We start from the raw sequence: 19,047 nt of genomic DNA on the forward strand, positions 1-19,047 counted from the left end.
CTCGTCCATGATCTCGCCGGCGGCAACTTCCTGGCTCATCAGCGCAATGTCGTCCTGGTCGGAGGCACCGGGACCGGCAAGACCCATCTTGCCATCGCGATCGCCCGGGCCTGCATACGTGCCGGCGCTCGCGGCCGCTTCTTCAACGTCGTCGATCTCGTCAACAAGCTCGAGGCCGAAGCCCGCGCCGGCCGCCAGGGCCGCATGGCCGACTATCTCGCCCGCATGGACTTCATCATCCTCGACGAACTCGGCTATCTGCCCTTCGCCCAGTCCGGCGGGCAACTGCTCTTCCACCTGGTCAGCAGGCTCTACGAGCAGAGCTCCGTCATCGTCACCACGAACCTCGCCTTCGGCGAATGGCCGTCCGTCTTCGGCGACGCCAAGATGACCACCGCGCTCCTCGACCGGCTGACCCATCACTGCGACATCGTCGAGACCGGCAACGAAAGCTGGCGCTTCAAGAACAGGCTCTGAGTTCCCCGCACACCACCGATCCGGAGCCGGCGCGGCTGCGCAATCCAGACCAGCTCCGCCGCGCCGCCTCCTCGCCGTGAAGCATACTCAAGGGGGCAACATTGGACGCCGATCGGGGGGCAACTTTGCGGGCCGTTTGACAAACCGGATGCACAGACGTCTTTAGAAACATGACGACGTCGTCGAGAACCGGCGCTTGCCATTGCAGAAGCCGGGACAGCGCCGTGGCCGTGCCAGCATGGCCGAGACCCTGATAGATCTTCAGCGAGACCGATCGCGCGCCCGCCTTTCGGAGTGCCAGCGCCAGACGCTCGCTATTGCGCGGTAGGACCGTCGTGTCCTCCGATCCCGTGGCCAGAAAGACCGGCGGTGCGTCGCGCCGGGCAAAGTTGATTGGCTGCGTCCGGACGGGGTCGCGCGCGTTTCCGAACGCTTCTTTCGTGACGTCGATATCGAACGGGAGAAAGTCGTAGGGGCCGGAGAGGCCGACAATGGATCGGACATCGCCAGCGCGGATGCCAACGGCGGCAAGATATCGCTTGTCCAGAGTCAGCATCATCGCATTGTAGGCGCCCGCCGAATGTCCCATCAGATGGATCGCCTCCGGGGCGCCGCCGAAGCGGGCGATGTTGTCTCGCACAAAACGCAGCGCCTGCGCGCCGTCCTCGATGAAGACCGGGAAGTGGACCTCCGGTACCAGCCGGTAATCCGCAATCACCGTGACAAAGCCGCGAGCGGAAAGCGCGTCCCCCACGAACGAGTAGGTTTCCTTGGCGCCATTGGCCCAGGAGCCGCCATAGACGAAGAAAACGACCGGCTTGGGCGCGCTACCGCGACCCGAAGGTACGTAGATATCCATCCGCTGCCGGGGATGCAGGCCATAAGCTACATCGCGTGCGCCGTCGGTCAGGCGCCCCGGTCGGAGTGCGGCGCATGCCGAAACGCCGAGCCCAGCCAGCAGGGGCGCGATCGTACGTCGGACAATCCGGGTCGCAATGGACGGTTCGCAAGAAGGCATGCAACCCTATACGCTTCCCTCATCAAAGTGGATTTCCTGGCCGATCGTTCTCGATCGCCGGCCGCTCTGAACCACGAGCGCGAAAGCGACGTATCTCTTCGCGGAACCTTTGGAGATCACGATGAGCTTCGTTGCCGGTTATCTCGCTTTTCTTGTCGCTTTCGGCATTTGTGATGCCATCTGGTTGGGCACAATGGCGTCCAAACTGTATCGCCCTGCGCTCGGCGATTTACTTCTGGAACAGGTGCGCTATTGGCCGGCGGCACTGTTCTATTTCGGCTTCCCGCTCGGCGTAGTCCACTTTGCGCTGATGCCCGCGCTGCGTGACGGAAGCGCGGGCGCCGCCTTGCTCAATGGCGCGCTCATCGGCCTGCTGGCCTATGCGACCTACGACCTCACCAACTACGCCACACTGCGGCCCTGGACGCTGACGATCACGCTCGCCGACCTCGTCTATGGCGCCGTCGTCGTCGGCCTGTGCACATGGGTCGCCTTTATCGTGGTCCGGCGCCTGGTCGGCTGGGGCTGGGTCTGATCCCCAGCCCAGCTAATTGGTCAGGCCGCGCGCAGCCTGTAGTGATGGACGCCCCAGGAATCGCCCTGGGCATGGCCGAACAGTCCGCTTGTCGCCAGGAAGAACAGCCGCCAGCGCCGGCGCCAGAGCGGCGCATCCGCACCATAGGTCTCGCGCAGGATCGGATCGATCTGCGCGAGATTGCGATCGAAATTCGCCAGCCAGTCCTCGGCCGTGGCACGGTAGTGTTCGCCGCTCCAACGCCACTCGTCTTCCACCGTGAAGAGATCGGGGAACTGGTGAGCGAGCGTCGCGCTCGGCATCAGGCCGCCGGTGAAGAAATGCTGCGCGATCCAGTCGCTGGTATCGGCCACATCAAATCGATAGCAGCCCTGCCGGTGGGCGAAGACATGAATGAAGAGCCGGCCGTCCGGCTTCAGCCAGCCACGAATCCGCCCGAGCAGTTCGCGCCAGTTCGCCATGTGCTCGAACATCTCGACCGAAACGACGCGATCAAAATTCTCGGGCGGAGAAAAGCTATTGATGTCTGCCGTAATAACTCTCAAATTTAAGAAACTACGGCGCCATGCTTCCTGTTCGATAAAATTCCGCTGCGAATTTGAGTTGGATACGGCCGTGATTTGAGCCTTGGGATAGCGTTCCGCTAACCACAGCGACAAGGAACCCCAACCGCAACCAAGCTCTAGAATTCGTTGTCCGTCCAAAATGTCCGCATGCTCTGCAGTCAGTTCCAGAGCGTTCTGCTCAGCAACCGTGAGCGTGTCGTATCGACTGTTGTAATAGCAGCACGAGTACTTTAGCTGCAAACCGAGAATCTGAGCAAAGAATGTAGCAGGTAGTTCATAATGCTGTTTATTGGCCGCGTCGGTATGGGCGGCAATAGGAAGGGCCGCCATTTCACGTGCGAAGGTCTCAGTATTCGGCGGATCGACCTCAAGCGAACGATCTGTAGCCCGCACCAGGGACGCAATAACAGCCCGGCTTACAAAGTCGGGAACAGGAAGCCGTTCTCCCCAAGCCGAAAGCTTCTGCATGATCGTCATGACGTCGCTCCTTTCGGCGGCAGCGGGATCAGGGCGCTGGTTCGATTCTGGTACGCCCGATAGGCCTCGCCGTGCTTGGCGAGCATGTGCTCTTCCAGGGGCGGTATGCCGGAGATGCGGGTGAGTAGCAGTGTGATGCAGGCCGGTGCCAGCAGGGCGAGCCAACCCCAGGGATAGCCGGCGCCGAGCGCGATCACGGGATAGCAGCACCAGAGCAGGCACTCGAAGAAGTAGTTCGGATGCCGCGACCAGCGCCACAGGCCACGGTCGCAGACGCCTCCCGCTCCCGAGCGCGCGAAGGCCCGCAATTGCCCGTCAGCGATGGCTCCCCCTGCAAGGCCGGCGCCGAACAGGGCCAAGCCAGCGAAATCCCGCCAGCCCAGCGATGGCGCGGGGTTATGTGCAGCGAGGACGATTCCCAATCCCAGGGGAATGCTGACAAGCGCCTGCATCTGCAGCAGGCGGGCCAGCTGCCGGGGGGCATCGCTACCCCAGTCGCGCTTCAGCTTCGCATAGCGGGGATCCTCGGTGATGCCGGCCGTCCGTCGCGCGATGTGCAGGCCGAGCCGAAGCGCCCATGCCAAAGCGAGCGTTGCGACGAACAGGCGTCGCGACATTGGCCCAGCCCCGAAAGGCAGCAAGGCGCCGGCAACCCCCGTCAGCCCCAATCCGAAAGTCCAGACCACGTCGATCCAGCCGGAATTGCCGGTGCGACGCTCGACCAGCGTCGCCAGGGCCATGAAGGTCGACATGGCCACTGCCACGAACACCAGGTCCCCTGCGAAGGACGCGATCGTCAAAACCGCACCAGCGGTTGCAGCAGTCGGCCGAGCCAGCCCTGCAACTGCACGCTCCCGGTCATCGCGACGATGCAGGTACAGCCTTCGACGGGATCGACCCGCGGCGTATGATCATGCTCGGCATCGGCCTCGTCGAAATCGCCGGCTGCGTAGCGCCCAAATTCGTGCTCATAGGCGCCGGCGAGGATCGTGGTCCACTCGAACCCGGTATGCTTGTGGTGCGGCAGGGAGATTCCGGGCCCCGCGCGGAGCATGAAGACGCGCGCGTCTGCCCCGGGAACCTCGACGCGTCGCATGGCGATGCGGATGCCGATGGGGCGCCAGGGGCCGAGCCCATAGGGGCGCAGCACCTTCGGCATCCCCTCGGACATCGGGGCGGTCTCAACCGACGCTGCCTCGGGTTTTGCTGCCGTGGGCGCAAGGCTTGGGCCGGAAGCCATTGCGACGGGCTCTACCGCATCCAGCAGCGCGCCTTGCACGGCCTGGAGCTCGCGGAGGCGGCCGCGGCTCTCCTGATCCGCCTCAATATGGCAGGCGACGACGATCGCGAGGCCTTCGTCGAGCTGGCCCCCTGCGAAGGCGGCAAGCGTCTCGTCGGACGGGCGATGCGAAATGCTCATCGCAGATCCTCCAGCCGGCCACGCAGATGCGATAGTGCCAGGCGCAGGCGGGATTTTACCGTGCCCAGCGGGATCGCGAGGCGATCGGCGACATCCTGATGACTGAAACCCTCGATGAAGGCGAGTTCGACCACGCGGTACTGGTCGGGCGAAAGATGGGTCATCGCGGCACGCACGCGCGCATCGCGTTCCGCGCCAGAAAGTGTCTCATCAGGTTGTTCAGGGGCTTCTTCATCCAGAATCTCGTAAACTTGCGACAACCTCGAGCGCGTTTCGCGGCGGGCAATGTCGATGCGCAGGTTGCGCGCGATCGCGGCGATCCAGGTCGATGCGCTTGCCTTCGCGGGGTCGAACAGCGCGGCCTTGCGCCAGACGGCCAGTAGCGTTTCCTGCGCGACCTCCTCGGCCAGCTCGGCCGGGGCGCCGCCGCGCATCAGCAATCCCTTCACGCGTGGCGCGAAATGGTCGAACAATTCGGCAAAGGCCGCCCGGTCGCCCGAGCGCGCGATGGCGGCAATCAGACTGTTGGGGTCGAACAAGACGATAAACCGAACTCCTTGCGCGACAGCTCCCGCGTTGCGCATGCCGTCGACGGTCAGGGCGAATGCGGGAACCATATACGAGATACGCGGCCGGCTCCGCACTGGATCACTTGGGCGAGAGCGGGCGCCATCACTCCACGGCCTTCCAGTTCACGTCACGGCAGATCAGTTTCGCCGCGATGCAGCCGCGGGTGGTGAGAGCACCGGGTTTAGCGGTGATCGTCATCGAATAGGTCCAGTCGCGCTTCGCGTCGTAGGCGCTGCCGGAAAACGTACCGTCGGGCTGGCGGGCCAGCGTCATGACGAGCTTGTCGCCGGCCGCCTCGCCCTTGCTGCTGTCGCCGATCCAGAGATTGGTGGCGCAGATCTTGTCGCCGCAGGGCGCGATCCTGACGCGGGCGTTGCCGTCGTCGCGCAGCCATGTCCCGTCGAGATCGTTGGCGGCGGCGCTATGGGCCGAAAGAGCGACGAGGGCGAGGACAAGCGGAAGGCGCGTCATGATGAAGTCCTTTCGGCGAATGCGTTTCGTCTACGCTCCGGCCGCGCCGTCGGTTTCATCGGCGCGCGAATTTGTGTCCAGACGCCCGACGAACAGCCATCCGATCAGGGCGGTCAGGGATGCAGCGCTCAGAAAATTCAGGCGCTGCAAGGCTGCGTATTCGTCGGGCCCGTAGAGATGTATCGGCGCCCCCAGTATGCTGGCCGGCAGCAGATAGGCGGCAAAGGCCAGTGCCGCGAAGCCGAGCGCGAAGAGGCGCTCCGTGCGGCGAAACAGTATCAGCGCCAGCATGAGGCAAGGAAACAGGAAGACCTCGACCCCCGAGCCCGGGCCAAAGGCGGCCCGGCAGAGCAATGTATTGCCGATGCCGGCGATAAGAAGCAGCGATCGCCCGAGCATGGCGCTGCGCCGCATGACGGCCGGCACCGCCGCGAAGAAAGGCGTCGACAGGAAGGTGAGATAGGACGGCGTGACCACGGGCGAGACCGCCCAATAGAGATAGAGTGGGTAGAAGGGCTGGTTCGAGACGATGACCAGCGCGACGGTATTGGCGATCGCGGCCCGCGGATCGGGATGCGCCACGTAGGCGCCGATCGCAGCAGCGACCCGTTTCATTCGGCTCATCGGCATCGTCGCCCTCCCGGAAAGTCCCGGCCTGTCTTCGGTTACGCAGGAAGCGCTGCGGCGGGTCACTCGGCCGGCGCGCTTTTGCTGGCGTCGCGGCAAATCCAGTCGGGCCCTGGCCGCGTATACCCGTCATGATCGATGAAGCAGCGACGATGGAACGGGCACATGGCAAGGCGATGCGGATCGCCGTGATCGGTGCCGGCATATCCGGTCTCTCGGCGGCCTGGCTGCTGGCGCAGGCGCATGATGTGGTGCTTTTCGAGGCTGCCCCCCGTCTCGGTGGTCACGCCAACACGGTTTGCGTCGCGGGTGCCGGCGGCGAGACGGCGGTCGATACTGGCTTCATCGTCTACAACGAGGCGACCTATCCGAACTTCATCGCGCTGATGGAGCATTTGCGCGTCGCCACCCAGCTGACCGAGATGTCCTTCGCCGTCTCGCTCGATGGCGGGCGGCTTGAATATAGCGGCACCAGCGTCGCAGGCCTGTTCGCCCAGCGCAGCAATCTGGTGCGCCCGCGCTTCTGGGCCATGCTGCAGGACATCACCCGCTTCTACCGGAATGCATCGCGCGATGTGCTGGCGGGGCACGCTGCTAATATCTCGCTCGGCGACTATCTCGCCGCCGGAGGCTATGGCGCCGCTTTCCGGGACGATCATCTCCTGCCGATGGCGGCCGCGATCTGGTCGGCTCCATGCTCGGAGATCCTGTCCTATCCGGCCGCCGCCTTCCTGCGCTTCCATCACAATCACGGGCTGCTCCAGCTCACCGACCGGCCCGTCTGGCGCACCGTCACAGGCGGCAGCAGCGTGTATGTGCAGAAACTGCGGGCCGCCTTTTCCGGCGAAGTCAGGGTCGGCGCGCCGGTACGTCAGGTTCGACGTGGTGCAAACGATGTCGTCCTGACGGGCGACGGCTGGACCGAGACCTTCGACCAGGTCGTCTTCGCGACACATGCCGACCAGACGCTCGCCATGCTCGCCGATCCCGGCCCGATGGAAGCCGAGGCGCTGGGCGCCTTCCGCTACAGCCGCAACCGCGCCGTGCTGCACGGCGACAAAGCGTTGATGCCCAAGCGCCGCCGCGCCTGGGCAAGCTGGAACCATATCGGTCAGCGCGCGCAGCCGGATTCCGCCTGCGCGGTCACCTACTGGATGAACCGGCTCCAGGGCCTGCCGGAGGCTCAGCCCTTCTTCGTCACGCTCAATCCGCCGGATACGCTGCGCGAAGAGTCGATTTTCCACGAGGAGATCTACGAACACCCGCTGTTCGACGCGGCGGCGCTCGACGGGCAGGAACGGCTCTGGTCCTTGCAGGGCATGCGTCGAAGCTGGTTCTGCGGCGCCTATTTCGGATCGGGCTTCCACGAGGATGGCCTGCAGTCGGGGCTTGCCGTTGCCGAGGCGCTCGGCGGCGTCCGCCGGCCCTGGAACGTCCCCAACGAATCCGGTCGCATTCCGATCCTGCCCCGGCTGGAGCAGGCCGCATGACCCTGCAATCCGCCCTCTATGTCGGCCTTGTCAGGCACCATCGGTTCCGGCCCCGGCCGCATGCGCTGGCCTATCGCGTGTTCTGGATGCTGCTCGATCTCGACGAGATCGATCAGGTGTCGGCGAAGCTCCGCTTCTTCTCGCGCAACCGCTTCAATCTCTACGCTTTTCGCGACGCGGATTACGGGGATCGCAGCGGGCGGCCCTTGCGGCTCCAGATCGAGGAAACCCTGGCCAAGGCCGGGATCGCGCATGACAGCGGCCCGATCCGCCTGCTGACCATGCCGCGCATCCTCGGCTACGCCTTCAATCCGCTCAGCACCTATTTCTGCTACCGCCGCGACGGCAGCCTCTGCGCGACCGTCTACGAGGTGCACAACACCTTCGGCGAGATCCACAGCTATGTGGCGCCTGCCGATGTCTCGGAAGGCGCGCTGAGGCAGGAGGCCGACAAGGTCTTCCACGTCTCGCCGTTCATGAACCTCGACATGCGTTACGCCTTCACGGTCACCGCGCCGGGAGATCGCGTTTCCGTCGCCATCGAGGGCAGCGACGCGGAGGGGCGCCTGATCACCGCCGTGTTGAGCGGCAAGCGCACGGAACTGAGCGACGCGGCCCTGCTGCGGCTGCTCGCAACCCATCCGCTGCTCACGCTGAAGGTCACGGCGGCCATCCACTGGCACGCCCTGCGCCTGCTGGCGAAGCGGATTTCCTGGCGGCCCCATCCGGCGGCGCCCGAACACTCCTTCAGTCTTGGCAGAGCCGTGACAGCCCATGCGAAAGGACCGATGAAGCCATGAGCCGTCCCGACGCGGAACAGCATTTCAGCATGCCCGAAGAGGCGCTCGCCTTGCCAGGTGGTATCGGCCTGTCGCGCTGGTTCCTGCGCCGCGTGCTCTCCCGGATCGCCATCGGCCACCTGACGATCTTCACGCCGGATGGCGAACGGCTCTGCAGCGCGCCCGGTCTGCCGGGGCCGCAGGCGACGATGATCCTGAACAACTGGCGCTCGATACGCCGCCTTCTGCTCGATGGCGATATCGGCCTGGCGGAAGCCTATCGCGACGGCGACCTTCACACGCCGGACCTCACCGCCCTGATCGAGCTCGGCGCGCGCAACGACGCGACGCTGCGCGGGCTGGTGTCGGGCGCCTGGCCGGCGCGGCTGCTCAACCGCCTGCGCCACGTTCTGAACGCCAATACCCGCCGCGGCAGCCGCCGCAACATCACGGCGCATTACGATCTCGGCAACGCGTTCTACGGCCGCTGGCTCGACGCCAGCATGATGTATTCCTCGGCGCTCTACGAGACGCCGGCCGAGACGCTCGAGGCCGCCCAGCAGCGCCGGCTCGACCGGATCGTCGCCATGCTCGACCTCTCGGGCGGCGAGCATGTCCTGGAAATCGGTTGCGGCTGGGGTGCGCTGGCGGAGCGGCTGGCCCGCGAGGGCTGCCGCGTGACCGCGATTACCCTGTCGCCGTCGCAGCTCGAAGCCGCAAGGAAGCGCATTGCAAAGGCGGGCCTGTCCGAGCGCGTCACCATCGAGCTCAGGGACTATCGCGACATCGCCGGGCAGTTCGACCGCATCGTTTCGATCGAGATGATCGAGGCGGTCGGCCGCGCCTATTGGCCGTCCTATTTCGACACTCTCAACCGCTCGCTCAGGCCCGGCGGCCGCGTCGTCCTGCAGGCGATCACGATCGATGACGCGTTGTTCGAGAGCTACCAGCAGGGCACCGACTTCATCCAGCGCTACATCTTCCCCGGCGGCAGCCTGCCGTCGGTGCCGGTGCTGAAGAACAGTGCCGAGGCCGCCGCTCTCGCCGTAGTCGAGCAGCTCGACTTCGGGGGCAGCTATGCCCTGACCCTGAAGGAGTGGCGCCGGCGCTTTCTGGAAAGCTGGGCCGAGATCGCTCCCTTGGGGTTCGACGAGCCGTTTCGCCGGCTGTGGGAGTTCTACCTCTGCTACTGCGAAGCCGGCTTCCGCGCCCGGACGATCGACGTCAACTTGGTGGCCCTGCGCCGAACTTGATGGCGGCTCCGAAGATGCTGTGCCGACCGGCACATTCGGCCTTCGTAGTAAGGCCACGGTGCGTATCCGGAAGCCGTTCTGCTTCTAGCAGGCAAGGAGCGGGAACAGCCAGATCCGTCCGGCGTTGGAACAGCGCCCTCCTATGAGGATCAGCAATGAAACCGCTCTCGCTCCTGCTTGCCATTGGAATCGGAACACTCTCTGGGGCGTGCGTTCCCCTGGAAAACCGGCCAGTTGGCAACGCAAACGTTCCCCAGCCGAGCAAGCCGGTCGAGCTGAGCCGCTATCTGGGCAAGTGGTATGAACAGGGGCGCTATGAAGCCAGTTTTCAGGCGGGCTGCGAAGCCGTTGCAGCCCAATACGCGCTCAAGGCGGACGGGACGGTTAGTGTCATCAACTCCTGCCGGCAGGGCAGTCCCTCTGGTGCGCTGAAAACAGCGGAAGCATCCGCCCGCGTGGTCGAGGCGTCCAACGGTGCGAAGCTGAGGGTCACATTCTTCTGGCCGTTCGAAGGCGATTATTGGATCCTCGACAGGGCGCCAGATTATTCCTGGTCGATCGTTGGCGAACCGTCTGGGCGCTATCTATGGATCTTGACGCGAAGCCGCCCTGTCAGTCCGCAGGAATATTCTACTCTGGTGAGTAGAGCAAAGACGCTCGGTTATAACACCGCGTTATTAAGGCGAACGCAGCAATAGCCAAGCGCTAGAGGTCGACCGTCGGCGTACCCCTCGAATTTGTCCCCGCGGTCCGACAGGCTTTCGTATGTTAGCCTGAGTGTAGAGTGGCCTAACCTAGCAAACGATCCGACGCAAGGCGCCAATAATGAACATTAAACTTCCCTTTCTGTTGTGAATGGCAAAAATAGTCCGTTGCTACTTGAAACCGCCTCCTGGCGGCCCCTCATGCTGACCTGCGCCGCGAGCGCGGCCTGCTTGTCGGAAGCATCCTTTCCCATCCGGAGCCCGCGCTGTCTGAACATGTTGTCTGCCCGCAACTGGATCAGCCTCTTCGTTTCGGAGATAATCCTGGCGCGGGAACCCGGTGTCCATGTGGCCTCCATTCACGTTTGCCGAGCGGGAAGCGTCGAGGTGACCATACACAGTCTCAGGGATAAGCCGCTCGGGTGGGGGTGAATCATGCGGGAGCGACTTCCAGGGGATCTTCGTCTGCAAAGATTTGTTCGGCGCAGTTGACCACCTCCGGCTGATTCTCCCTTACGAGACCGGTTGGCAGTGATCTGCGGGACGGTTTCGCGCGTAACGCCTCGGGTGCGCCGGGGTGCACGGTCGCCCGTCGCCAGGGAGGCCGCCATGAAATCGATCCTGCTCACTGCCGTCGCCACCGTTTCGCTGACCGGATGCGTGGGAAACTCGATAACTCAGACGCAGCAGGCGCCCGAGCCGCGAAAGCGAGTTGACGTTCAGCGCTTCTACACGGGGATTTGGCACGAGATCGCTCGACGCCCCATGACAATCACGGATGGCTGCGTCGCCGGCGCGACGGAATATGGGCCAGACCGCGCCGGCGGCATACAGGTCCTCGATTCCTGTCGGATGGGCAACCCGCGCGGCGAACTCAAGACCGTCGGCGGACCTGGTACGATCCTCGATCCCGGCGTTAACGCCAAGCTCAGGGTCGACTATAAGCTCTACGGCTTTGTGCCGGTTCAGCGGGAGTACTGGATACTCGACCGGGCCGACGACTACAGCTGGTTCATCTCGGCTGATCCGACACTGCGTGACCTCTATATCTTCACGCGCGATCCGGAGATTAGCCCAACACAGCGAAAGCGGCTGGTCGCACGTGCAGCCGCGCTGGGCTACGATGTCAACAGGCTTGAATTTCCCGAGCAGACACGCCGTTGAGCCTCACGGGATTGCTCCCTTTATTGCGCATCACGGGCCCTTCTGGCCTGCTGGGTTTCGTGGACACCTAGATTAGGTGTTTCATGAAACCGGCAGCAGGCCAGTCGAAGCTCCGTGCCGAAGTCAGTAGCTAAGGATGTAAATCCCTCCTCCTTGCCGTCATGGCTTCAAAATCCAATCCCGGAACGCTGCGATCTTGGGCTGCTGCTGTCGGTTGTTCGGACAGACGAGATAGTAGGCAAACTCCTCCATTCGAGCGGGCGGAAACAACTGGATCAAACGCCCGTCACGCAGTTCATCCCCAACCAGGGCAGCCGGGAGCAGTCCCGCGCCTTGACCGGCAAGCACCGCCTTTAGCAAGAGGCCGCTGTCATCGAAGGAGGGGCCACGCGCAGGCGTCCTCTCAGCAACGCCGTGCGTGTCAAACCACAGGCTCCAGCCCTTTCGTTCGGCATCGTGAACCTGCGGCCAACGCACGAGATCTGATGGCCGGTTCGGACGGCCGGCTCGGTCGATCAGGTCGGGGGTCGCCACGGCGATCATCTCGACCGTGACGACGCGGTCGCTGCGAAGTCCTGAATATCGGCCCATCCCGTGGCGGATCGCAACATCCACGTCCGAGCGAGAAAAATCCACCATTGCATTGCTGGTTATGATCTGCAGATCGATGCCGGGTTGCGCCGTTCGAAAGGATGACAATCGCGGCACCAGCCATGCCGACGCAAAAAAGGGCGTGGTGCTGAGGGTGAGCAGCCCAGAATCCATCTGAGCCGCGATCCGCTCGGATGCACCGGCGATCTGGCGGAATGCATTGCGTATCGATGGCAGATAATCGCGGCCCGCGTCAGTCAGTAAAATCCCTCGCGTCACCCGCTCAAAGAGCTTCACGCCGAGATTTTCCTCCAGGACCCTAATCATCTGGCTGACGGCCCCCGGCGTCACGCACAATTCCTCCGCGGCCAGCTTGATCGAGAGGTTTCGGGCAGCGGCCTCGAACGCCTTCAGCGCGTTAAGGGGAGGTAATCGGCTCGGCATGAGTTAGAAAATCTGATCCATCAGGATTAAGTCTTCTGGTTTGTCCAAGCAGCGAGCAGAGGATAATTCCTGCCGCTATCAAGCGTCAATGCTGCAAGCAAGCCGCCAAGAAATACATGAATTCTAAATCATAGGCTGTCGTACCCGAACGTGCGTGACCGCTGGAGAGGTTGGATCGGATGTCTTTCAACGTGGAGTTCTGTGGTCTTACAGAGGTCGGAGAGCTTATCGCTCGCCGCGCCATCTCCTCAAAGGATGTCACCGAGGCGCTCCTTTCGCGCATTCGGCGTCTGGATGATGAATTGCGGGCTTTTGCACGTGTCCTGGACGAGAGCGCCCTCCGCCAGGCGGAGATTGCCGACCGCGAGATCGAGGCGGGAATCCACCGGGGCCCGCTCCATGGCGTTCCCATAGCGGTAAAGGACCTGTGCTGGATCAGGGGCGTCGCAACGGCGGCCGGCACCGTGGTCCATAAGGACTATGTGCCGGCGCGCGATGCGACCGTCGTGCGAAAGCTCATCGACGCAGGGGCAGTGCTGATCGGCAAGACCCAGCTCACCGAGGGGGCGTATTCCGACTACCACCCATCGATTCCGCCGGTGCAAAACCCATGGAACGGCGACTATTGGGCGGGCATCTCCTCCAGTGGATCAGCGGTTGCGACCGCCGCCGGCCTGTGCTTCGGCGCCATCGCGTCCGACACTGGCGGGTCGATCCGCTGGCCTTCGGCCGCCAACGGCGTCAGCGGCCTGAAGCCGACCTGGGGGCGCGTTAGCCGTTATGGGACATTCGACCTCGCTCCCTCGCTCGACCATATCGGCCCGGTCGCCCGGAACGTCATCGACGTCGCGGCGATCCTCAAGGTCATGGCAGGACACGACCCTAATGACTCCACGACGAGCGTTCGTCCGGTTCGCGAATACGTGACCGACGCAAGCGCGAATATACGCGGCAAGCGTATCGGGATCGACCCGTACTGGAACTCCGAAGACGTCGACGATTGGACACAGGCCGCACTGACGGAAGCCTGCGCGATATTCTCGAACCTGGGCGTCGAGATCGTCGAGGTGTCATTTCCCGATGTCCGCCAGATCGTGGCGGACTGGACCCCGAACTGCGCGGTTGAAACGGCAGTTGCCCATCAAGCGCCCTATGCCCTCCATAAGGAACAGTATGGCGCCATCCTATCGTCCGTCATCGAGAACGGAATGGCCGTTTCGGGGATGGCCTATCAGGAAATCCTTCTTCGCCGCGCGGCATTCCGTGGCCGGGTCGAGGCCCTGTTATCGTCGATCGACGCCATCCTGACGCCCGTCCATCCTTTCGCGCCGCTCACGCTGAAGACGATCGCAACCCTTGGCGAGCAGCCCGAGCTGATCGCCAAGCTGCAACGCTACACCTGCCCCTTCAACATGAGTGGCCACCCAACGCTGGTCTTCCCCGGGGGCGCCTCGATGGAAGGCATGCCCATCGGCCTGCAATTGATCGCCGCCGAATTCGACGAAAGCGCGCTCCTTGCTCTCGGCGCAGCGTTTCAGGGCGCAACGTCCTGGCACCGTCGTCAACCGGACCTCAGTGGCGCGAGGCGGTCCTAAGGTTTTGGGAGCGGCCCGCATATCGCACGCCGAGACGGCTCCGCTAGCCAGCAGAGGATAATCATGAACTTGCAAAGGCCATCGACGATTTTTTACGGCTGGCTCGTGGTCGCCGCAGCCTTCGTCATAACCTTCGTCGGCTTCGGGAGCGCCTACACATTCAGCGCGTTCCTAGACTCGCTCCAGCACGAGTTCGCGGCATCGCGCGGCTCGGTCTCGGCGGTTTTTTCGCTGGCCGGATTTATGTACTTCGCGCTCGGCATCGTTTCCGCGCCGCTCGCGGATCGACTCGGCGTGAAGGCGCTTTCCGCAATCGGAATGACGCTAGTCGGCCTCGGCCTCATTCTGGCCGGACAGGCGCAAACCATTCTCCAGGTCTACGCGGCCTATTGCATCGGTATCGGCGTCGGCGTCGGCTGTGCCTATGTGCCCACACTTGGCGCTGTGCAACGCTGGTTCGTCGAGCGCCGTGGTCTCGCATCCGGGTTGGCGGTCAGCGGCATTGGCGTCGGGACGCTCGTGATGCCGCCGTTCGCGCTTTGGCTGATCGCGGACCTCGGCTGGCGCAACGCCTACACCACGCTCGGCATCCTCGCGATCGTGGTCGGCCTGGCGGCGGCATTCGTCATGGAGGACGAGCCTGGCTGCCGCGGCCTGCAGCCCGACGGCATCGCACGTACCATGGTCGTTGGCTCCCTGCAGGCGGGCAATGATACGCCCGTGGGCCAAGCAATCCGGACGCGACGATTTGCGGGGCTCTATCTTGCGTCGTTCCTGAGCGCGCTTGGTGTCTTCGTACCGTTCGTGCATCTCGCGCCCTACGCGGTCGACCATGGTGTTCCCGCTTCGGCGGCAGTCTGGCTACTTGGTGCCATCGGCATCGGCAGCACGATTGGCCGCTTCTTCCTCGGCGGCATCGCGGACAGGATGGGCCGCGAGAGCTTCCTGATCGCCATGTATATCGGCATGGCCGCCTCACTTCCGACCTGGATCCTTGGTGGCTCCTTGAGCCAGCTCATACTGTTCGCGTTGATCTTCGGTCTCTTCTACGGAGGGTGGGTCGCGATTTTGCCAGCAGTGGTCGCCGACCTGTTCGGTGCGCGTCATGCCGGCCGCATCATCGGGGTGCTCTATTCGAGCGTTGCCCTAGGCACGCTCGTTGGACCAGGCGCCGCAGGCTTCATTTACGATCGCAGCCATAGCTACGTCATACCCATTGCCGTCAGCGCTGCCGCAAACGCCGGTGCCGCTGCCGTCATGTTTCTGGCGGCACGGCGACCCTCCGCTGGCAGGGTGAGCAGATGGAGCCAATCCATCCCACCCGATTGAGCTGCGGTGGAATTCGGTCGCCTTGGCCGCACCTCCGAACACTCCTTCGCAGCCTAACGCAGCGCATTTAACCCGGAGCGCGCGCCCTTGAAGGGCGTCGCTGTACGCGAACAGGTGCGGTTCCTGGTGACGTTCCAAAATTTCCTGATGGCGCGACCCCGGCAAGCGCGCCGACTATGGTCGACGGCATAAGATCTTGTCGATCGCCTTCCCTCGGGCGAGTTCATCGATGAGCTTGTCCAAGTAGCGGATTTCCCGCATCACCGGCTCGGCGATTTCCTCGAGGCGGACACCGCAGACAATTCCCCTTATGCTGAGGCGCGCGGGATTGAGCGCCGGCGCCTGGGCGAAAAAGGTCTCATAGTCCGAGTTCTTCGCCAGCTGGGAGGCAAGTGCCTCTTGGCCGTAGCCCGTCAGCCAGTGGATGATCTGGTCGACCTCCACCTTCGTGCGCCCCTTCCTCTCCGCCTTGGCGACCAGAAGCGGATAAATCTTGGCAAAGCTCATTCTGTAGATGCGGTGCTGGGTCATCACTTGCGCTTTCTCGGCGCTGCTCGTGGCGTCTCCCGGTTTCCATCATCATATCGCGACCCTGCCAAGTGTTTGATCCGCCCGACCCAGGTAAGAGTTGCGTCGGACATGGTCACGAGATGATCGGCCGCTGAAAAACCAGAAATTCGCTTGCGGGGTTTCAGATCGTGATCGCCATCCTCCAGCCAGAGGATGTCGATCAGCGGCGAAAGATTATAGCTCAAGACCTCCTCACGGCTGCCAAACTCGTCCCGCGTCCCTTGCACGACGAGGGTGGGGGTCTTCAGATCGACAAGGTGGCCGGTATGCAATTGTTCCGGTTTGCGGGGCGGATGGAAGGGATAACCGAGGCAGATCAGGGCACGAATCCGGCCACTATCTAACAGCGTGTCCGCGACCATGCTCGCGACGCGCCGGCCCATCAACCTGCCACCGATAACAAGCTATCCCTGCCTGCCGAGCGCGTCGACGGCAGCGATATATTGCAGGTTTAGCTTTTCAGCGCGGGGCGGTGGCTGCGCCCAACCCCGGTCCGCCGCGCCGCCATATAGTCGAATTCAAAGCGGGCAATGCGAAAGCCCTTTCCTGCTATGGCCTTTTCGGATGCCGTCTTTTACGGCGGCTCCGTCGGAGCTCCGGCCCCATGCGCCAGGAGGATCGGCTTGTCGGCCTGGTCTGGGCCGTCGAAAAAGAAACATTGCGCTGTCCCGCTGGGCGGCTGTCAGCCGCAAACCTGCCGCAGCAGTTCTCCCACGTCGAAGCCTTCCCAATGAGCAGTGGCGGCGACTCCTTCGGCACTGTTCGGCTTTCGGCCGGGCCCGTGCTCTCTCGGGTCGGTGCCGGCTCTTCGGTCGCGTTGTCGAAATCTCTTGCTGTCCGCTTTCGGGCTGACCACCAGTGTCCGCTGTTGGCGCACGCCTTTGAAAACGATCGTCGCCATGCTCAGCTTAAAGCTCGGCGACAATCCACCTCTTAAAGGCCACCATGGCGCTGGTTTCGGTCCGTGACCTCGGCCGCGTCATCCAATAGGCGCCGGTGACGATACCGACGTCGAGCGGCTGTACAATTCGTCCGGCACAGATATCACGCGAGAACATCGCGGCGGGGACCAGCGCAACGCCGAGACCTTGTGCTGCCGCTTCGACCAGGGCCAGCGAGTTATCGAAAATCCAGCCTCGGGCAACCGGAGGAGTCAGCCCCGCGGTGAGGAACCAGAGCGGCCATTCGTCCTGACGATATGAGCGCAGCAGGTGCTGCGTCAGCAGGTCAGCCGGAGCGCGGACTGACAAGGCCAGCCCAGGGCTGCAGACTGGTGCGAGCGGGGCTTGCATCAACTCGACCGCCTCGGTGCCGTGCCAGGCACCGTCACCGAAGCGAATGAACAGATCGAGGCCGTCGAGGAGCGTGTCGGCGCGGTTGTTGTTCGTCTTGATCCGCACCTCGATCTGCGGGTGCCGCGCGTTGAAGTCATTCAGGCGCGGCAGGAGCCACCCGAGGGCGAAGCTGCTGACCACACCGATCGTGAGAATCTCGGCGGTGCCGCCTGTACGAAGCTGGTGCACTTTGTCGCTGACGCGTCGGAGCGCATCCGTCAGCACCGGCAGCAACGCCAGCGCCTCCTCGGTTAGGGCTATGCCACGCGGCAGGCGCTCGAACAGCGAAAAGCCAAGATCCTTCTCAAGCAACTTGATCTGATGACTTATGGCGGTCTGGCCGACGCGCAGCTCCATCCCTGCCTTGGTCAGGCTCCCGAGCCGTGCCGCCGCTTCAAAAGCGCGCAGCGCGTTGAGCGGCAGTCTCGAAATATCCATCCGGAAGCCCCAATTTTTCTCATATCAAATCTGAGTAACGATCATTTGGCTAGGGTCATGCGGGCTCGCTACCTCTGCGCCTCCCTATGGAGACGAAACGCACATGACAACTCGCACTATCGAATCCCTTGTGGCGGACCGGCGCTCATTCTTGGTCGGCGCTGGCGCCGCTCTTGTCGGCGTCAGGCATGCGGCGGCTGCCCCTGGGACTAGTCTCGATCTAAGGTCTCTCGAAGAGAGGCATGGCGGCCGCCTCGGGCTATTCGCAACGCGAGAGAGCCAGCGGGTCGGCTGGCGCTCGACCGAGCGCTTCGCTTTCTGTTCGACATTCAAACTGTTTCTCGCTGCCTATGTGATGCAGACTGTGCAGCAGGGGCGCGATCGGCTCGACCGAGCCGTCCCGATCACAGCCGCCGACATGGTACCGCATGGGCCGGTCACGCAGCCGGCGATTGGCAGAACGCTCACGCTGGAAGAGCTGTGCAAGGCGGCAGTCGAGGTCAGTGACAACCCGGCGGCAAATATACTGATCCGCGAAATGGGTGGGCTCGCTGCTTTCCAGCTGTGGTATCGGAGCATTGGCGACCAGGTCACGAGCGTTGATCGAATGGAAATCGAGCTGAACAGCGCTTTGCCCGGCGACATGCGCGACACCACGACAGCCGAGCAATATGTCGCCAATCTCGACCGCGTCGTGCGCGGCAACTTGCTTTCAGCGGCGCACCTGCAGTTGCTTGTGCGTTGGATCACCGAAACTCCCACTGGGGCAGGCCGGATCAAGGCAGGCGTTCCAGCTGGCTACACAGTCGGCCACAAGACCGGAACCGGGGCGCGATCGACGCACAATAATATCGGCATCATGTCAAACGGCCCACAAAGTTGCCCCCCGTTCGGCGTCCAATGTTGGCTCTGACGCAATCTCGCTGACGTTTTTCATAATTGGGCACCGATCAGGCGCGCCTGGAGGAGGTCGATCTTGCCTCGGCCATACATCTGTCGTTTGACGAGTTTGAGCCGGGTGATCTGGCCTTCCGTCTGACCATTTGACCAGGTTGAGATGATCGCCGCGTGTACGGCCGCTTCGTCTCGCCTGACGCCATTCGCCAGCGAAGCGATCAGGCTGCTTGAAGCGCGCTCTATCCAGGACGACAGCAGCTCGGCCCGTTTGGTTCTGATCATGGCGTGGAAGTCGGCA

The 19,047-nt window shown here is 63.3% G+C and carries 22 protein-coding genes and 1 pseudogene; 10 read left to right on the plus strand and 13 right to left on the minus strand.

Annotated features, from left to right (window positions below; translation table 11 throughout):
- The coding region (gene istB, locus B5Y19_RS25280; RefSeq protein ID WP_079591704.1) for an IS21-like element helper ATPase IstB at positions 1 to 477 on the plus strand (477 nt) is incomplete at its 5' end.
- Here the strand turns inward: istB and B5Y19_RS25285 are convergent.
- Positions 461 to 1,336 (minus strand): alpha/beta hydrolase, encoded by an 876-nt coding sequence (locus B5Y19_RS25285; protein ID WP_244555725.1) that lies wholly within the window; start codon positions 1,334 to 1,336, stop codon positions 461 to 463. The genes istB and B5Y19_RS25285 overlap by 17 nt on opposite strands.
- Positions 1,337 to 1,616: 280 nt before the next feature.
- Here B5Y19_RS25285 and B5Y19_RS25290 point away from each other — a divergent pair, with 280 nt between their 5' ends.
- The gene (locus tag B5Y19_RS25290) at positions 1,617 to 2,030 is read left to right on the plus strand and encodes a DUF2177 family protein (protein ID WP_055727696.1); all 414 of its coding nucleotides are present in this window, start codon (positions 1,617 to 1,619) and stop codon (positions 2,028 to 2,030) included.
- A 20-nt stretch (positions 2,031 to 2,050) separates the two neighbouring features.
- Here B5Y19_RS25290 and B5Y19_RS25295 read toward each other — a convergent pair whose 3' ends face one another.
- The 6 genes from B5Y19_RS25295 to B5Y19_RS25320 are packed head-to-tail and all read right to left on the minus strand — an operon-like array spanning position 2,051 to position 6,149.
- Positions 2,051 to 3,073: an SAM-dependent methyltransferase gene (locus B5Y19_RS25295; RefSeq protein WP_079592367.1), complete on the minus strand. Its 1,023-nt coding sequence runs from the start codon at positions 3,071 to 3,073 to the stop codon at positions 2,051 to 2,053.
- Positions 3,070 to 3,873, minus strand: coding sequence for a DUF1295 domain-containing protein (locus tag B5Y19_RS25300; RefSeq protein WP_055727690.1), 804 nt, complete (start codon positions 3,871 to 3,873; stop codon positions 3,070 to 3,072). The genes B5Y19_RS25295 and B5Y19_RS25300 overlap by 4 nt, the downstream gene beginning before the upstream one ends.
- Positions 3,870 to 4,493 (minus strand): ChrR family anti-sigma-E factor, encoded by a 624-nt coding sequence (locus tag B5Y19_RS25305; RefSeq protein WP_055727689.1) that lies wholly within the window; start codon positions 4,491 to 4,493, stop codon positions 3,870 to 3,872. Before B5Y19_RS25305 ends, B5Y19_RS25300 begins: the two co-directional genes overlap by 4 nt.
- On the minus strand, positions 4,490 to 5,110 hold the full coding sequence (locus B5Y19_RS25310; protein ID WP_079592369.1) for a sigma-70 family RNA polymerase sigma factor: 621 nt from the start codon (positions 5,108 to 5,110) through the stop codon (positions 4,490 to 4,492). Before B5Y19_RS25310 ends, B5Y19_RS25305 begins: the two co-directional genes overlap by 4 nt.
- Positions 5,111 to 5,165: 55 nt before the next feature.
- The gene (locus B5Y19_RS25315; RefSeq protein WP_055727688.1) at positions 5,166 to 5,534 is read right to left on the minus strand and encodes a DUF2147 domain-containing protein; all 369 of its coding nucleotides are present in this window, start codon (positions 5,532 to 5,534) and stop codon (positions 5,166 to 5,168) included.
- Positions 5,535 to 5,564: 30 nt separating this feature from the next.
- Complete coding sequence (locus tag B5Y19_RS25320) at positions 5,565 to 6,149, minus strand: hypothetical protein (protein WP_055727687.1); 585 nt, start codon at positions 6,147 to 6,149, stop codon at positions 5,565 to 5,567.
- 164 nt (positions 6,150 to 6,313) lie between these two features.
- On the opposite strand from B5Y19_RS25320, the gene B5Y19_RS25325 reads away from it, so the two are divergent.
- The 5 genes from B5Y19_RS25325 (at position 6,314) to B5Y19_RS25350 (ending at position 11,551) form a co-directional block, all read left to right on the plus strand.
- Entirely contained in the window at positions 6,314 to 7,651 is a 1,338-nt protein-coding gene (locus B5Y19_RS25325; RefSeq protein ID WP_055727694.1) for an NAD(P)/FAD-dependent oxidoreductase, read from the plus strand.
- Positions 7,648 to 8,451 (plus strand): DUF1365 domain-containing protein, encoded by an 804-nt coding sequence (locus B5Y19_RS25330; RefSeq protein WP_055727686.1) that lies wholly within the window; start codon positions 7,648 to 7,650, stop codon positions 8,449 to 8,451. The genes B5Y19_RS25325 and B5Y19_RS25330 overlap by 4 nt, the downstream gene beginning before the upstream one ends.
- Positions 8,448 to 9,683: an SAM-dependent methyltransferase gene (locus tag B5Y19_RS25335; protein WP_244555726.1), complete on the plus strand. Its 1,236-nt coding sequence runs from the start codon at positions 8,448 to 8,450 to the stop codon at positions 9,681 to 9,683. Before B5Y19_RS25330 ends, B5Y19_RS25335 begins: the two co-directional genes overlap by 4 nt.
- Positions 9,684 to 9,838: 155 nt before the next feature.
- Positions 9,839 to 10,381: a lipocalin family protein gene (locus B5Y19_RS25340; RefSeq protein ID WP_079592371.1), complete on the plus strand. Its 543-nt coding sequence runs from the start codon at positions 9,839 to 9,841 to the stop codon at positions 10,379 to 10,381.
- Between the two features lie 615 nt (positions 10,382 to 10,996).
- Positions 10,997 to 11,551: a lipocalin family protein gene (locus tag B5Y19_RS25350; RefSeq protein WP_055727684.1), complete on the plus strand. Its 555-nt coding sequence runs from the start codon at positions 10,997 to 10,999 to the stop codon at positions 11,549 to 11,551.
- Positions 11,552 to 11,710: 159 nt separating this feature from the next.
- Here B5Y19_RS25350 and gcvA read toward each other — a convergent pair whose 3' ends face one another.
- Positions 11,711 to 12,586, minus strand: coding sequence for a transcriptional regulator GcvA (gene gcvA / locus B5Y19_RS25355; RefSeq protein WP_055727683.1), 876 nt, complete (start codon positions 12,584 to 12,586; stop codon positions 11,711 to 11,713).
- 179 nt (positions 12,587 to 12,765) lie between these two features.
- Between gcvA and B5Y19_RS25360 the strand changes: the two genes are divergently transcribed.
- Positions 12,766 to 14,181 (plus strand): amidase, encoded by a 1,416-nt coding sequence (locus B5Y19_RS25360; RefSeq protein ID WP_055727682.1) that lies wholly within the window; start codon positions 12,766 to 12,768, stop codon positions 14,179 to 14,181.
- A 63-nt stretch (positions 14,182 to 14,244) separates the two neighbouring features.
- Positions 14,245 to 15,510, plus strand: coding sequence for an MFS transporter (locus tag B5Y19_RS25365; protein ID WP_055727681.1), 1,266 nt, complete (start codon positions 14,245 to 14,247; stop codon positions 15,508 to 15,510).
- 174 nt (positions 15,511 to 15,684) lie between these two features.
- Here the strand turns inward: B5Y19_RS25365 and B5Y19_RS25370 are convergent, their stop codons facing one another.
- From B5Y19_RS25370 to B5Y19_RS25380, 4 genes and pseudogenes are all read right to left on the minus strand, one after another.
- Positions 15,685 to 16,041 carry a DUF2200 domain-containing protein gene (locus B5Y19_RS25370; protein ID WP_055727680.1) on the minus strand — a complete coding sequence of 119 codons (357 nt, stop codon included), beginning with the start codon at positions 16,039 to 16,041 and terminating at the stop codon, positions 15,685 to 15,687.
- A 74-nt stretch (positions 16,042 to 16,115) separates the two neighbouring features.
- Positions 16,116 to 16,699: pseudogene (locus B5Y19_RS25375) on the minus strand (alpha/beta hydrolase family protein); the annotation flags it as partial.
- Between the two features lie 63 nt (positions 16,700 to 16,762).
- Positions 16,763 to 16,981 (minus strand): hypothetical protein, encoded by a 219-nt coding sequence (locus B5Y19_RS25930; protein ID WP_139384566.1) that lies wholly within the window; start codon positions 16,979 to 16,981, stop codon positions 16,763 to 16,765.
- 7 nt (positions 16,982 to 16,988) lie between these two features.
- Positions 16,989 to 17,852: a LysR family transcriptional regulator gene (locus B5Y19_RS25380; RefSeq protein ID WP_055727678.1), complete on the minus strand. Its 864-nt coding sequence runs from the start codon at positions 17,850 to 17,852 to the stop codon at positions 16,989 to 16,991.
- Positions 17,853 to 17,955: 103 nt separating this feature from the next.
- Between B5Y19_RS25380 and bla the strand changes: the two genes are divergently transcribed.
- On the plus strand, positions 17,956 to 18,765 hold the full coding sequence (bla, locus tag B5Y19_RS25385) for a class A beta-lactamase (protein ID WP_055727677.1): 810 nt from the start codon (positions 17,956 to 17,958) through the stop codon (positions 18,763 to 18,765).
- A gap of 20 nt (positions 18,766 to 18,785) precedes the next feature.
- Here bla and B5Y19_RS25390 read toward each other — a convergent pair.
- Positions 18,786 to 19,047: transposase (locus B5Y19_RS25390; protein WP_139384567.1), on the minus strand; the 262-nt coding region annotated here is incomplete at its 5' end.

It is taken from the genome of Allobosea thiooxidans, from assembly GCF_900168195.1.
GTDB classification, from domain to species: Bacteria; Pseudomonadota; Alphaproteobacteria; order Rhizobiales; family Beijerinckiaceae; genus Allobosea; species Allobosea thiooxidans.